This is a genomic window from Enterococcus sp. LJL120, from assembly GCF_054871765.1.
Genome location: NZ_JBTXLV010000006.1, coordinates 169,682 through 182,758, shown reverse-complemented (window position 1 = coordinate 182,758; position 13,077 = coordinate 169,682). Strand labels below are relative to the sequence as shown.

Here is a 13,077-nt window from a genome sequence, read left to right as displayed (position 1 = left end):
TCAGGGAGCAAAGCGATAGCCGGCACCCCAGACAGTTTGCAAGTGCTGCGGATTACTGGGATCTTTTTCAATTTTTTCCCGCAAACGATTGATGTGAACCGCCACCGTTCGCAAATCACCGATGGCATCAAAGCCCCAGATTTTTTCGTAGAGTTCTTCTTTACTAAAGACCATTTCGGCATTTTCCATCAAGAATAATAGCAGCTCGTATTCTCGATGCTTTAAACCAACCTCTTGTTCGTTTACAAAAACGCGATGGGTTTTAGGATTGATTGTGATGGGCCCTTTTTTAATGGTATCTTGACTTTCAGTGACAGCTGGACCTTCAACATGGGCCTTGATTCGGTCGTATTGGGCCAAGTTTGCTTTGACCCGAGCAACTAACTCTGTTGGCGAAAAAGGTTTGGCAATATAATCATCTGCTCCTAAACCTAAGCCCCTGAGCTTGTCAATTTCTTCAGTCTTGGCGGTCACCATAATAATCGGGACGTCCACCTTATCGCGGATTTGTTTGCAGATTTCAAAACCGCTCATTCCCGGCAGCATTAAATCCAGTAAAATTAATTGAAATTGATTGCTTAAAGCGGCTTGATACCCTTCCAGGCCGTCTGCCAAAGCGGTTACCTGATAGCCTTCGATTTCTAAAAAATCAACTTCAATGCTAGCAATGTCTGCATCATCTTCTACTACCAAAATTTTCTTGCTCATCTTTTGTCCTCCTTAAACAACGGCACTTTAATCACGACACCGAAGCCGCCTTCTTCCGGCAGGAAGGCGCTAATCTCTCCGCCGAAGCCTTCGATTGTCTTGCGGGCAATTGCTAAGCCTAAGCCGCTGCCATCACTGGGATTGCTGCGGGCTTGGTCACTGCGATAAAAAAGTTGAAAGAGCTGCGATAAATTATCTGCAGCAACGCCGGGACCATTATCTAACAGCTGAATTTCTAAATAGTCAGCTTTTCTCTGATAGCTGATATGACTAGTCGTCAGCTGTTTATCAGAATATTTAAGAGTATTTTCCAATAAATTCGTTAAGACACTCCGTAATTGAGCTACATCAATTTTAATTGGCAAACGCTCTTCAAAAGGTCCAGTTAAACTGACCTGCAAGCCACGGTTTTGATATTCCGGCTGCACCACTTGTAGATACTCCTGTAAAAAATCGCTGGCATTGACCACTTCAAAATTAAAAGGAAACTCGCCAGTGTCCAGTTTTGAAAAAAGAAAGAGCTGATTGATGATATGCTCCATATCTTTGGTTTTCCGCTTGATGGTTGCAAAATATTTATCCCGCATCGCCGGTGTGGCCGCCACGCCTTTTTCCAAACCTTCAAGATAGGCTTCAATCGAGGTGAGCGGCGTCCGCAGGTCGTGGGAAATGCCAGCGACTAATTCCCGACGACTATTTTCATTTTGATCTCGTTCATTAATAACCAGTTCCAATCGCTGGGCCATCTGATTGAAGTCGGTCATGATAGGAGCAAACTCGTCATCTTTTTGATAGTCAATTTGATAATGTAAGTCCCCCGCTTTAATCTGCTGGAAGCCAAAAGCCAGTTCCTCCAGCGGCTGAGTGATACTGTTAGTCAAGCGCTTCGTTAAAAAGCGATTCATCAGATAAATCACCAGCAATACGGCAATTAAAATCAGAATTAAAATATTCGACATAGCAACGTCGTAATCTTTATCCCAAATTGGATTTTCATAATACAAATCATTGGTGTAATTTGTATTAAATAAAATCACATCGTATTGAGTCGTTTCAAAACTGGCGACAAAAAGCTGATCGACAATATAGGTGTGGTCACCGTCTTCATTTAAAGCGACCGCCAGTAAATTACTATCCGGCACCTCTCCAATTGAATCGATTAACTCACCGTTTTGATAAACTAAAAGAGCGATGCTGGTGGAAAAATAATCTTGATAAAAATCCTCGACATCTTCAATGATTTGCTGTGTGTCGGTGTCTGCTCCCTCCCAAGAATTAACCAGCTTTTCCACTTGGGCATACTGCTCCCGAAACTGGTAATTTTCATCAGAGGCATTTTGATAGCCGCCCCAAAAATATTCGTAAACAAAAACTAAGGCACCAGTCAGCACTAATAAACTCAATAATACTGGCACGACAATCATAATAATATGGGAGATAAATAACTTGCGCTTAATGGTCATAGGCTTTCCTCTTACAAAAAAATTAAAATCTGAATATCATTGAAATGGTCAAAATACTCAGGTTGTGTTATTAAATGGCTGTCAAAGAATAAATATCCTCCGCCAGTGTCGCAACGTCGCTTAAGCCAACTTGATTTTCCAATAAAATCACAATATTTTGAAATTGCCAGTCGGTGTAGATGATGGAGGTATAAGCACCTAAAACACCGGCGCTTTCCAACTGCTCTCCCTGCCAGTAGCCAGCACTATAGCCGCTGTCAGTTTCTAAAAGTTCAAAAAAAGCCTGGCTGCTAATTAGTGTTTGCTCCCGCAACGCCTCTTGGACTTTTAATAAATCTTCCGCAGTCATCAATAGATTACCGGCACCTAAAAGGCTGGAAAATAACGGCCGGTCACGAACTAGTTCTGGACCGTAATCAAGATATTCCGTGTTCGTTTCAAGATCGTAATAATAAGGATTGGGAACTGCCACATTTTCAGGCAGAGTATCCCAAAAATAAGTTCCTTGAAGATTTAAAGGCTGAATTATTTTTTCCGTTAAATACGTTTCATAGTCAACGCCACTAATCTGAGAAATAATTCCCGCCAATAAAGTATAGTTGGCATTGGTATAATAAAAATCAAAATCGTTTGTCGAATTTAAACTTTCTAAGACATAATCCAACTGCTCCGCTTGCGTTGTCAAAACCTCTGCCGGAGCAATCTCGTCCATTTGAATGCCCGAAGTCTGGTTCAAAAGCATGCGCACCGTAATGGCAGAACTATTTTCAACCTGCGGATAAAAATCGGCGAGGCTTTGGTCATAGGACAGCTCACCAGCCGTAACTAGTTGGGCAATTAAAATGCCCGTCAAAGTTTTTTGAATGGAGGCCACAGGAAAAGCGGTCGCTGCTTCATTTGTCTGAGCGTTTGCTGCATCCGCATAACCATAGCCTTGGTTGCTAAACAATTGCCCATTTTGAACAATTAAGGCGACACCAGCGAAGCGGTCCTCCGATAAAATTTGATTAATTTTTTCCTTTGTTGCGGCTGAACCATCTAAATTATTGGCTTGGATTGGTTCGTCTAAGATGACTTCACTAGCGGTTGTGGTTTCCGTTGTGGTTTCCGTCGCTGTTTGGCCGCTGACACTTGGAGTTGCTTCCAGCAAACGCCAACTGACCAACCCAATTAAACCAATTATCAGTAAAGCGCTGCTTAAAATCCACCATTTTTTTCTCAACTAGCTCACCTTCGTCATTTGTTCAATCAAAATAAAAAGTATCTTGTCTGTTTCAACTCGAAATCTGCTTTCACTAAATCCTTTAAAAGCTACACTACGTTAAATATGCCATATTTTTTCAGAATATGATAATAATTGCACTTTCCACAAAAAATTGGACGTTGCAAATATTCTTTCTATTTAAGAGCTTACTTGGTTAGCTGCAACTTACTTACCTTCATTTTTTAAACTTTTCACGTAACTATCAACTGCCAAAAGGCAATCTGCTACATCAGCCGCTTCAACTTTAAAAGGCATCCGGCTCATCGTTTCCTGAGGAATTGTCGCCTGTCGCCCTACCTCCAACAGTTGTGAATAATTCGTTTCTAAATGTAACTCAGCTAGGGTCGTCGGCAAGTTTAATTCTTGATAAAAATCAATAAAACAATCTAGCTCCACTTTAGGACGATTTTCTAAAAAGAGTTGTGTCAGTGTTCCGTAAGCCACTTTTTCTCCGTGGGTCAGCTGCTGAATCTCTCCTGTTAATTTCAAAAAGCCATTGTGGATAGCATGGGCAGCCGCCAAACCGCCGCTCTCAAAACCGATACCACTCAATAACGTATTGGCTTCGACGACTTGCTCAAAGGCTTCTGTCACAACTTTTGCTTGATTTGCCGCTAGTGCTTGTTTGCCAAATTCAAACAAGACAGCTTGGCATTTTTCAGCAATCGCCTGCGCCGCTAAAGTCACACCGCCGCCTAATAAATTTTTGCCACGACTTTGCAGCACAGCCCGCACCTCAACCCAAGTTGCCAAAGCATCGGCAATTCCTGAGGCCAATAAACGAACTGGCCCTTGGACGATGATTTCGGTGTCAACTAAGACGAGCTCTGGACTTTTTTGATAGTACTGATATTTTTCAAAAATACCGTCTTTTGAATACATTACCGAAATCGCCGATGTCGGTGCATCAGTGGAGGCTGTTGTTGGTAAAATAACCACCGGTAAAGATAAGCAATCAGCAATTCCTTTGGCGCTGTCGATTGTCTTTCCGCCTCCCAAACCTAAAACAACATCCACATCCGCACCGCTGGCTTTTGTCAAAATTGCTTGAATAGTTTTTTCAGAAGAATCACCATCAAAGGACAGGTGTAAAACGGTGAGTCCCTCTATTTTTAAATTCTCAGCAAATGCTTCACCGCAAAGTTGCCAGACAAAATCATCGCAAAGTAATAACGATTTTTTGCCAATTTTTTTAATATGAGAAATACCACTTTTCAAAACGCCCCTGCCCTGAACATAACGGGCCGGACTAATAAAAATTTTTTCCATATACACACCCCTTTGTGTTTTTTATCACAAGACCAAATATATGCTAACAAAAAAGCCAGACTGATTCCACAGTGATTATTCGTTAACTTAAAAGAGCTAACGAATAGTCACTGTCTGATTGTTTAAATCCCTCAGTTGGCTGTATTCTTTATTAAGTTATTGCTAAGCTTTGGCGGCAAAAAATTTATCTTTTAATTTTTCTAAGGCTAATGTTAATTCTGCTGCTGTTTCTGGTGAATAGTCAATCAGTTGAACAGGCGTTGTCACAACATCCATCAAAGAAATCGGTACAATCTGTCCGGCTTCAACCGCAAAACGGATGCGGGGATGATACTCACTGGTGCCGCAATTGCCCGCCAAGGCAAACATGATTTCATATTCCTCCGCTGCTAATTGATTGAAACGATAATAACCATCAGTGAGATAAACTTTTTCCTCAGAAAAATTTTCCTGCAGGAATTTTAGTTCCTCAATTGTCATCTTCACAACTCCTTTTTCAGATTAGTTTAAATTTTTTAAAGCCGACCACATGGTTAAAGCCTGCTTCATGCCGGCAACATTGTGGACCCGCACCATTTCAACTCCCTGTTCAAGGGCAAAAAGCGAAGCTGTAACTGAAGCATAATCTCTTTCAAGGGGATTCGTTTCTCCCGTCACCGTGCCAATCGTGCGCTTGCGGGAGACACCATACAACAGCGGCAGTTTCTCAAAGCGAAAATTTTGTGGCTGGGCCATAATCGCTAAGTTTTCTGCGACAGATTTATGAAAGCCGACACCTGGGTCAAAGGCGATTCGCTCTAATGAGATGCCGTGTTGTTGACATTGAGCTACTTTTTCTTGATAAAATTCCTGCAGGTCGGTTATCAATGAAACTTCTCGGCGTTTGCGGGAATGCATAATGACCACCGCAACTTCAGGATTAGCCGCCAACAGCTCCGCCATTCCCGGTTGATCGAGACCTTTTATATCATTGATAATTTCCACACCAGCGCTAATCACCGCTTGGGCGACTTCAGGAAAATAAGTATCCACCGATAGCGACACAGAAATTCTTTGTTTGACTGCTTCCACAACTGGTAAAATTCTGGCTAATTCTTCTGCTGGTGTTATCTCTTGATAGCCTGGCCGTGTCGATTGGCCGCCGATATCAATCACATCGGCGCCGGCTAGCGCCAAAGCTTCGGCTTGCTCGACAGCCGCTTCGATATCAGTGTAGTGCCCACCATCAGAAAAAGAGTCCGGAGTGACATTTAAAATTCCCATGATTTGCTGTTTTTTTGTAAAATCAAACATTGGCCTGCCTCCTTTTTGTCAGTCTAGTCTTTAAAAGTAAATTTTCTTTGGCTTTTTTCTTAATGAACGCTTAAGCTGGCTAAAATTTGCGGCAAAATTATTTTTAGCGCCTGTATTCTAGGGCTTAAAGCGTTACGCTGGGCTAACGGCAGCTCAGCCAAAGTTTTCTGGTAAGCGGGCAGCCATAAAATAGAATCAAATCCGTAACCCAGCTGACCTCGGGGAGCAACAATCTCACCGGTCAGCGTTTTTTCCACCTGAAATTCTGTTTTTCCCCAATAAACCAAAGCTGCATGGAGCACAAACGCGCGATTTTGTTGCGGATTTTTTTGATATAAATTTAAAATTTCTTGATTTTGTTCTGGGGCAGTCTCAGTCTGAAAAAACTGATGAGTCTGCACTCCTAACAGCTGCGGAAAAGCTGCTAATTCTAATCCGCCGTCATCGGCTAAAACCGGCTGCTGCAATGCTTCTGCATAATACTTGGCTTTCAGCCGCGCATTTTCCAGATAACTTGTACCGTTTTCAACAGGACTCTTCAGGTCTGGTGCTAATTCATGGAGACCAATTAACTGAATTTGCTCCCCAAAGGCCTTTTGCATCTCCTGCAATTTACCTAAATTTTTTGTTGCAACAATCAAGCTAGTCATGATTAATCGCCGCTAAAAAATCGCGCTTCCACTCCTGATCCTCTTTGAAGGCACCGAGATAAAAGAATGTTTTCGTTTTACTGTCGGGAGAACGCACCCCCCGCATTTCCATGCATAAATGCTTAGCCTCAATTGAAACCGCCACGCCTGAAACCGGAACATGCTCGGCAATCATTTCAGCAATTTGCCGCGTTAAGTTTTCCTGAACGCTAGGCCTTTTTGCACAGTATTCAACAAGTCGGGGCAACTTGCTTAGTCCCAAGACTTTATTTTCAGAGGGAATATAGGCGATGTGCACCTTGCCGAAAAATGGCAACAAATGGTGTTCACACATCGAATAAAAATGAATATCTTTGACGACCACCATTTCACCGGCACTACCGGCATCAAATAATTTAAAATCATCAAAGTCTGTCGTTAAGCCGCTAAAAATTTCTTGATACATGCGGGCAACCCGTTGGGGCGTTTCGACTAAGCCGGCCCGTTGTGGGTCTTCGCCGACTGCCGTTAAAATCTGAGTCACGGCAGCTTCAATTTGAGCAATCTGTTCTGGATTCATTTACCATACCTCTTTTGCTAATCTTACTTCTTGCTGATTTCCACTGGCTTCAATCCAAGCCACTAAACTTTTTTTGAAAAGCTCTCCACGATAGACATCCTTTAAAGGAATTAAGACAAAGGAGCGCTTTGTTATTTCTTTATGAGGAATAATTAATTCCTCAGTGGTGATGTTCAAATCACCCATCAATAAAATATCAATGTCGATGGTGCGTGGTCCCCAATGAACCAAGCGTTTGCGATCCAAGGCCGCTTCTATTTGGTGAATTTTTTTTAATAAGTCTGCCGGTTGATAACTCGTGTCGATTTTAATGACAGCATTTAAAAAATCTTCCTGTTGCGTGTAACCGTATGGATCAGTCTCATATAATTTTGAGGAGGCCAAGACTTCGATTTGAGGATCAGCTGCCAATTTTTCTCTGGCGGCCTTCAATAACTCTAAACGCTCTCCCATGTTACTGCCTAAGGCTAGATAAGTTATCATTTGAAGGCTCTTTCCATTTCGATTTCAATATTGTCAAACAGTCCGGGCATCGGTACGCTGTATTTACGAATTCGCAGCAGTACACTGGTTAAACGGCTGTCAAAATCCTTTTGAATATCATCTAAAATTGCCGCAGCCAAGCCTTCCATTAAGTTGTACGAACTCTTTGCTACTCGCTTGGCAATCAAATCATTAATTTCTGCATAGCTAACGGTATCTGCCACATCATCACTCTTGCCCGCAGCAGTCAAATCTAGTCTTAGTTCAACATCAATTTCGATTTGCTGTCCCAGCACGCGTTCTTCCTTCAAGACACCATTTTTTGTAAAATATTTTAAATTATTTATACGAATTTTTCCCATGCATTTTTTCCTACCTTCAAAAAAATTTGCTAAAACTTCTTCATTAAATATACAGTTTCAAAAGACAATTGTCATCTTAATAAATCTCTGTTGCCAGTAAAAATTTTGAAAAATCCTGTTGACCTGTCACTTGTTGAAACAAGTTTTTTGTATTATAATATATAATACAAACAATACAAAAAAAGAAAGCAGGTGACACAATGCTTTTTGAAATCTCCACAACATCAGATATTCCCATTTATAAACAAGTGCGGGACCAAATTATTATCGGCATTGCCAAAGGCCAGTTAAAACCAGATGAGCAGCTGCCCTCTGTTCGTCAGCTAGCAGATGAAATTGGCGTGAACAATATGACAATTTCTAAAGCTTACAATCAATTGAAGGATGAGGGATTTTTAATTACCGACCGAAGACTGGGAACCAAAGTCGCCCCATTAAAACCGCAGCCTGGTCCCCTGCCGCCGGATTTATTTTTCCAACTGACCTTGATTTTAGCAGAAATTCGTTTGCACGCCGTCAACACCGAGCAAATAGAAAAAAGTGTCCAACAAATACTAACAGATTTTTTTGAGGAGTGATTTACATGTCTTTTATGATTCTGATTGAAATTGCATTATTTATTTTAATGGGCTTGATGGGCATCATTCCCAGCCGGCCCCACGCCAATATTATTTTAGAAAATACGTTACCAATGGATAAGTTAAACGCTCCTGTCGTGAAAGCTTTAATCAAAGACTACCGCAAAGGACTTTTAATTATCACAATAATCTTTAGTTTGACAACAATTCCACTGATTTTTTTGCCTTATGATTCTATTTTATTGACTGGCTTTATGCTAGGGATCTTTGGTTTTCTAGGTACGATGTATCTCTACCAAGTCCATTACATTCATAAACTTCACGATCTGCAAGCTAAAATGGGCTGGCTGTTACAAGCACAACCGATTCTGATTGATACCCAAGCGATTCAATTAAAAAATCGCAAAATGCTGTCATTCAAATGGTTGCTAGGCAGTCTGCTGCTGACGATTGTCGCAGCAGCCATCTCAATCCTTCAGCTAAATAGCTTCACAATGAACCTCGTGATGATTGTGACAGCAGGAATTTTATGGCTGCTTTGTCTGGCGATGTATTATTACATCCGCCGCTTTCCAGTGAAGGCTTGGTCGCAAAAGACTGAGCTCAACCAGCAATACAATGATCTGACAAAATTTTACTGGTCACTGATTACCATTATCTTGAGCTATCTGTTTGTTCCTTTGATTTTATTGCCTTATGGTCTGTTGACTTTTAACCCAACAATTGTGACGGTCATTTCGGTAGCCTACTTCTTAGTGCTCTTTATCGGCTGCGGTGCTACGATTGCTCTTTTATTTAAACTGCGGAAAAAACAAGATCAACTAATGGCGCAAACCGGCGAACAACGCTACAGCGGTGACGACCAATATTGGCGCTATGGTATTTATTACAATCCCAATGATAAGCGTCTGATGCTACCGGATCGTGTTGGTATGAATATTACCATGAACATGGCAAAACCTGCCGCGAAAATCGGTGGCGGAATTCTTGTCATCTTTTTAGTGGGTATCTTAACTTTTGTGATGGTGCCGCTGTTCCAATATGATTTTCAAACAAATTCGATTCGCATGGAAATCACCCAAGAAGATGTCGTAATGACAGCCCCGCTTGTCGGCAAATCCAGCGTCCCCTTTCACGATATTGAGTCTGTTGAACTGCTAACTGACTTGCCAAAAGGCTTAATCCGCGTGAACGGCATGGGTACCGAAAACTATGCAACCGGTTCTTTTGCTGGAAATGGTCGCTCGGCAACGCTCTACGTTCGCCTTGATCAAAAGGAAATTATTTATTTGAAAACAGCCGACCGGGATTATTATTTTACCGCCAGCGATGCAGAGGAAACAAAAAAAGAATACCAAGAAATTTTGAAAAATGTCTCTTAATTTATGAGGAGGAGTAAACATGAGTGCCGATCTTTTACCTATTTTGATTCCCTTAATTATTTTAGAATTCGCCTTAGCAGCAGCCACGATTATCCATGTGCTACGGCATCCCCATTACCGTTTTGGTAATAAATGGCTCTGGCTTTTGCTATCTTTTGTCACGATTATCGGGCCTGTCCTTTACTTTTCTATCGGGCGAGGTGATGCTTGATGGCCGCCATTGAAGTGAATCGTTTGCATCAAAATTTTGGCAAACAGCAAATTTTAAAGGATGTTTCCTTTGAGGTCCCGGAAAAAGCTATTTTCGGTTTTCTCGGGAAAAATGGTGCCGGCAAAACCACCACCATGAAAATTATGCTGGGTTTATTGAAGCCCACTTCGGGAACTGTCAAAATTTTTGACGAGTCTGTCGCCTTTGGCCAAACTAAAACCAACCGCTTTGTCGGCTATCTACCGGATGTTCCAGAATTTTATGATTTTATGAAGCCCGCAGAGTATTTGAAACTCTGCGGAGAGATTACCCATATGCCCGCAGCCAAAATCAAAGAACGAAGTGCTGAATTGTTGGAGCTTGTTGGCCTTGAAAAAGAACAGAAAAAAATCGGCGGCTTTTCGCGGGGAATGAAGCAGCGCTTGGGCATTGCTCAAGCCTTATTAAATGAACCACGGCTGCTGATTTGTGACGAGCCAACTTCTGCTTTGGACCCTTTAGGCCGCAAAGAAATTTTAGAAATTCTGCTGCGGATTAAAAATAAGACCACCGTCTTGTTTTCAACCCACATTTTGGCAGATGTCGATAAAATTTGTGACCATGTGGCCATCTTAGATCAAGGGGAAATTGTTTTAAACGGCGCCATTCAAACCTTAAAAAATCAACAGCAACAAGAGACGATTCTCTTAGAATTTAAAGATGACAGCAGCCTCAAAAAATTTACAGACAGGGCTGCTCAATCTTTTACAATTGAGCAACAAAATTCTGAACAGCTGAAAATTAGTACCCTTCATGCTGATCAAACTATTTTTGCATTAATGCAGCTTTTGAATCAGCAGCAGCTTGTGCCGGTAAAATTGGAAATCCAAGAACCGACACTGGAGGATTTATTCTTGGAGGTGGTGAAATGAGCGCTTACCTAGCTTTTACCAAAAAAGAAGGTTTAGCGGTATTAAGAAACGGCAAATTATTGCTATTAACGGTCATCTTTTTATTGCTGGGCTTAATGAATCCTTTGATTGCAAAATTTACCCCGGATTTAATTTCAAGCTTATCATTGGAAGGCATCACCTTGACCGTTCCAACACCAACCGCCTTTGATTCATGGACGCAATACTATAAAAATCTACCACAATTTGGCTTGATTATTTTAGTGATTGTTTTCAGCAGTAGTCTGACTAGCGAACTGACCAAAGGAACTCTAGTGAACATGCTGACTAAAGGACTCCCCCGGACAACCGTCATTTTTTCAAAGCTGACGGTCAGCGGTCTGTTGTGGACCTTGGGAAATCTGTTAGCTTTTGCTGTTACCTATGCTTATACGGCCTTTTACTGGCCAACTGATCTGCAAAATCATTTGTTCCTAGCGGCAAGCTTTCTATGGCTTTTCGGAATATTTCTTTTGGCCAGTATATACCTTGGTAGTGTTCTTTTCTTTGAAACCAGCGGCACTTTACTTTTTTGCGGCGGACTTGTGGCCTGTCTATTTTTGGCAAATATTTTTCCGAAAGTCAGTGAGTATAACCCACTCTATCTAGTTTCGCAGAACCTGCAGCTGATTAATGGCAGCCTGCAGCTATCAGATTTTTATCCAGCTATCCTAGTCACACTTATTTGGATTATTTTCAGTTTAATTGCTAGCTGTCTCATCTTTAATAAAAAAGCCCTATAAAAAGAATCGGCTGAAATAATTTCTACAAGCTAGCTTCACTTGTAGAATATTTCAGTCGATTCTATTCATTTTTATAAAGTGTCTTCTAAATAATAAGCATAATGATAATCATCAACCCAATGATTATTAATCCAAAATTCATTTTTGTAATGGGCTTCTCGAACAAAGCCCAACGCTTCGTAAAATTTTCTGGCCCGTGGATTACTGTCCATCACTCTTAAGGAAAGCTTGCCGATATTTTGCTGGCGGGCTTTTTCAATGACCGCTGCAATTAATTTTTTACCAATCCCCTGACCTTGGGCCTCCTTAGCAACACCAATTCCCAGCTCCCATTGACGACTGTGACTGCTCATCGCTGTCGGATTTTGATAGCTGATAAAGCCCAATAAATTATCATCATTTACCGCAACTAAAATTTCCCGATCCTTTTGACTTTTTTCATAGGCATCAAAGCTTAGTTGCTGATTGGCATTGGGGGTATTATCATTGGTCCACATATTTTCTTCCAATTTCCATAAAATAGGAATATCACTGTCTTTAATTGCCCGAATCGTTACTGTCATGGCCCACACTCTTTTCTAATCAATTTTCTAAATTATAGCAAACTCCTTGCCCCACAACAAAAATTTGCACCAGTCAAGAAAATTATCTTTACAGCCAAAATGGTCTATGGTAATATTATTTGGTGAGTGTAAACACTCATCTATTACGATATTCCGCTGGGGCAGCTGTCCTATGAATGTTTGGAATAAGGAGAAGGAATAAATGAATCCATTAATTCAAGAATTAACTCAAGAACAACTACGTACGGATATTCCAGCGTTTCGCCCTGGTGACACTGTTCGCGTTCATGCGAAAGTAGTCGAAGGAACCCGCGAACGTATCCAGCTTTTCGAAGGCGTAGTCATCAAACGTCGTGGTGCTGGCATCAGCGAAACTTACACTGTTCGTAAAATTTCAAACGGTGTTGGTGTGGAACGGACTTTCCCAGTTCACACTCCTCGTGTCGCACAAATCGAAGTTGTTCGCTACGGTAAAGTTCGTCGTGCAAAATTGTACTACTTACGCGCTTTACACGGAAAAGCAGCTCGTATCAAAGAAATCCGTCGTTAATATTTGTTTTACAAATCAACGTCAAGCCCTTGAGAAATCAAGGGCTTTTTCTTTAGGCTTGAAACTTTTA

17 protein-coding genes are annotated in these 13,077 nt (G+C 41.3%); 6 read left to right on the top strand and 11 right to left on the bottom strand.

The genetic code is table 11. The annotated features are described in order from the left end of the window. From ACYSNU_RS11560 to folB, 10 genes are all read right to left on the bottom strand, one after another. Entirely contained in the window at positions 1-708 is a 708-nt protein-coding gene (locus ACYSNU_RS11560) for a response regulator transcription factor (protein WP_461737361.1), read from the bottom strand. After that, positions 705-2,171, bottom strand: a complete 1,467-nt coding sequence (locus ACYSNU_RS11555; protein ID WP_461737360.1) for a sensor histidine kinase — start codon at positions 2,169-2,171, stop codon at positions 705-707. Before ACYSNU_RS11555 ends, ACYSNU_RS11560 begins: the two co-directional genes overlap by 4 nt. 70 nt (positions 2,172-2,241) lie before the next feature. Beyond that, positions 2,242-3,393 (bottom strand): serine hydrolase domain-containing protein, encoded by a 1,152-nt coding sequence (locus tag ACYSNU_RS11550; protein WP_461737359.1) that lies wholly within the window; start codon positions 3,391-3,393, stop codon positions 2,242-2,244. A gap of 207 nt (positions 3,394-3,600) precedes the next feature. After that, positions 3,601-4,704, bottom strand: a complete 1,104-nt coding sequence (locus ACYSNU_RS11545) for a glycerol dehydrogenase (protein ID WP_461737358.1) — start codon at positions 4,702-4,704, stop codon at positions 3,601-3,603. Between the two features lie 162 nt (positions 4,705-4,866). Then, complete coding sequence (locus tag ACYSNU_RS11540) at positions 4,867-5,184, bottom strand: hypothetical protein (protein WP_461737357.1); 318 nt, start codon at positions 5,182-5,184, stop codon at positions 4,867-4,869. A gap of 21 nt (positions 5,185-5,205) precedes the next feature. Next, entirely contained in the window at positions 5,206-5,997 is a 792-nt protein-coding gene (gene folP, locus ACYSNU_RS11535; RefSeq protein WP_461737356.1) for a dihydropteroate synthase, read from the bottom strand. Positions 5,998-6,056: 59 nt separating this feature from the next. After that, positions 6,057-6,647 (bottom strand): non-canonical purine NTP pyrophosphatase, encoded by a 591-nt coding sequence (locus ACYSNU_RS11530; protein ID WP_461737355.1) that lies wholly within the window; start codon positions 6,645-6,647, stop codon positions 6,057-6,059. After that, entirely contained in the window at positions 6,640-7,206 is a 567-nt protein-coding gene (gene folE, locus ACYSNU_RS11525) for a GTP cyclohydrolase I FolE (RefSeq protein ID WP_461737354.1), read from the bottom strand. Before folE ends, ACYSNU_RS11530 begins: the two co-directional genes overlap by 8 nt. After that, positions 7,207-7,689 (bottom strand): 2-amino-4-hydroxy-6-hydroxymethyldihydropteridine diphosphokinase, encoded by a 483-nt coding sequence (gene folK, locus ACYSNU_RS11520; protein ID WP_461737353.1) that lies wholly within the window; start codon positions 7,687-7,689, stop codon positions 7,207-7,209. It abuts the gene before it with no gap. Further along, positions 7,686-8,051: a dihydroneopterin aldolase gene (folB, locus tag ACYSNU_RS11515; RefSeq protein WP_461737352.1), complete on the bottom strand. Its 366-nt coding sequence runs from the start codon at positions 8,049-8,051 to the stop codon at positions 7,686-7,688. Before folB ends, folK begins: the two co-directional genes overlap by 4 nt. Positions 8,052-8,251: 200 nt before the next feature. Here folB and ACYSNU_RS11510 point away from each other — a divergent pair, with 200 nt between their 5' ends. The 5 genes from ACYSNU_RS11510 to ACYSNU_RS11490 are packed head-to-tail and all read left to right on the top strand — an operon-like array spanning position 8,252 to position 11,894. Next, positions 8,252-8,629 carry a GntR family transcriptional regulator gene (locus ACYSNU_RS11510; protein ID WP_461737351.1) on the top strand — a complete coding sequence of 126 codons (378 nt, stop codon included), beginning with the start codon at positions 8,252-8,254 and terminating at the stop codon, positions 8,627-8,629. 5 nt (positions 8,630-8,634) lie between these two features. After that, the gene (locus ACYSNU_RS11505) at positions 8,635-10,011 is read left to right on the top strand and encodes a PH domain-containing protein (RefSeq protein ID WP_461737350.1); all 1,377 of its coding nucleotides are present in this window, start codon (positions 8,635-8,637) and stop codon (positions 10,009-10,011) included. 19 nt (positions 10,012-10,030) lie between these two features. Further along, positions 10,031-10,222 carry a PLD nuclease N-terminal domain-containing protein gene (locus ACYSNU_RS11500; protein WP_265456701.1) on the top strand — a complete coding sequence of 64 codons (192 nt, stop codon included), beginning with the start codon at positions 10,031-10,033 and terminating at the stop codon, positions 10,220-10,222. Next, positions 10,222-11,133 (top strand): ABC transporter ATP-binding protein, encoded by a 912-nt coding sequence (locus ACYSNU_RS11495; RefSeq protein ID WP_461737348.1) that lies wholly within the window; start codon positions 10,222-10,224, stop codon positions 11,131-11,133. Before ACYSNU_RS11500 ends, ACYSNU_RS11495 begins: the two co-directional genes overlap by 1 nt. Continuing rightward, positions 11,130-11,894, top strand: a complete 765-nt coding sequence (locus tag ACYSNU_RS11490; RefSeq protein WP_461737347.1) for an ABC transporter permease — start codon at positions 11,130-11,132, stop codon at positions 11,892-11,894. The genes ACYSNU_RS11495 and ACYSNU_RS11490 overlap by 4 nt, the downstream gene beginning before the upstream one ends. Before the next feature lie 71 nt (positions 11,895-11,965). Here ACYSNU_RS11490 and ACYSNU_RS11485 read toward each other — a convergent pair whose 3' ends face one another. Then, positions 11,966-12,457, bottom strand: coding sequence for a GNAT family N-acetyltransferase (locus ACYSNU_RS11485; RefSeq protein ID WP_461737345.1), 492 nt, complete (start codon positions 12,455-12,457; stop codon positions 11,966-11,968). A 202-nt stretch (positions 12,458-12,659) separates the two neighbouring features. Between ACYSNU_RS11485 and rplS the strand changes: the two genes are divergently transcribed. Continuing rightward, on the top strand, positions 12,660-13,007 hold the full coding sequence (rplS, locus tag ACYSNU_RS11480) for a 50S ribosomal protein L19 (RefSeq protein WP_265456693.1): 348 nt from the start codon (positions 12,660-12,662) through the stop codon (positions 13,005-13,007). Positions 13,008-13,077 lie beyond the last annotated feature (70 nt).

Coding starts and splice junctions, on each gene's coding strand:
- ACYSNU_RS11560 (WP_461737361.1), bottom strand. CDS start 708: ATGAGCAAGAAAATTTTGGTAGTAGAAGATGATGCAGACATTGCTAGC.
- ACYSNU_RS11555 (WP_461737360.1), bottom strand. CDS start 2,171: ATGACCATTAAGCGCAAGTTATTTATCTCCCATATTATTATGATTGTC.
- ACYSNU_RS11545 (WP_461737358.1), bottom strand. CDS start 4,704: ATGGAAAAAATTTTTATTAGTCCGGCCCGTTATGTTCAGGGCAGGGGC.
- ACYSNU_RS11540 (WP_461737357.1), bottom strand. CDS start 5,184: ATGACAATTGAGGAACTAAAATTCCTGCAGGAAAATTTTTCTGAGGAA.
- folP (WP_461737356.1), bottom strand. CDS start 5,997: ATGTTTGATTTTACAAAAAAACAGCAAATCATGGGAATTTTAAATGTC.
- ACYSNU_RS11530 (WP_461737355.1), bottom strand. CDS start 6,647: ATGACTAGCTTGATTGTTGCAACAAAAAATTTAGGTAAATTGCAGGAG.
- folE (WP_461737354.1), bottom strand. CDS start 7,206: ATGAATCCAGAACAGATTGCTCAAATTGAAGCTGCCGTGACTCAGATT.
- folK (WP_461737353.1), bottom strand. CDS start 7,689: ATGATAACTTATCTAGCCTTAGGCAGTAACATGGGAGAGCGTTTAGAG.
- folB (WP_461737352.1), bottom strand. CDS start 8,051: ATGGGAAAAATTCGTATAAATAATTTAAAATATTTTACAAAAAATGGT.
- ACYSNU_RS11510 (WP_461737351.1), top strand. CDS start 8,252: ATGCTTTTTGAAATCTCCACAACATCAGATATTCCCATTTATAAACAA.
- ACYSNU_RS11505 (WP_461737350.1), top strand. CDS start 8,635: ATGTCTTTTATGATTCTGATTGAAATTGCATTATTTATTTTAATGGGC.
- ACYSNU_RS11500 (WP_265456701.1), top strand. CDS start 10,031: ATGAGTGCCGATCTTTTACCTATTTTGATTCCCTTAATTATTTTAGAA.
- ACYSNU_RS11495 (WP_461737348.1), top strand. CDS start 10,222: ATGGCCGCCATTGAAGTGAATCGTTTGCATCAAAATTTTGGCAAACAG.
- ACYSNU_RS11490 (WP_461737347.1), top strand. CDS start 11,130: ATGAGCGCTTACCTAGCTTTTACCAAAAAAGAAGGTTTAGCGGTATTA.
- ACYSNU_RS11485 (WP_461737345.1), bottom strand. CDS start 12,457: ATGACAGTAACGATTCGGGCAATTAAAGACAGTGATATTCCTATTTTA.
- rplS (WP_265456693.1), top strand. CDS start 12,660: ATGAATCCATTAATTCAAGAATTAACTCAAGAACAACTACGTACGGAT.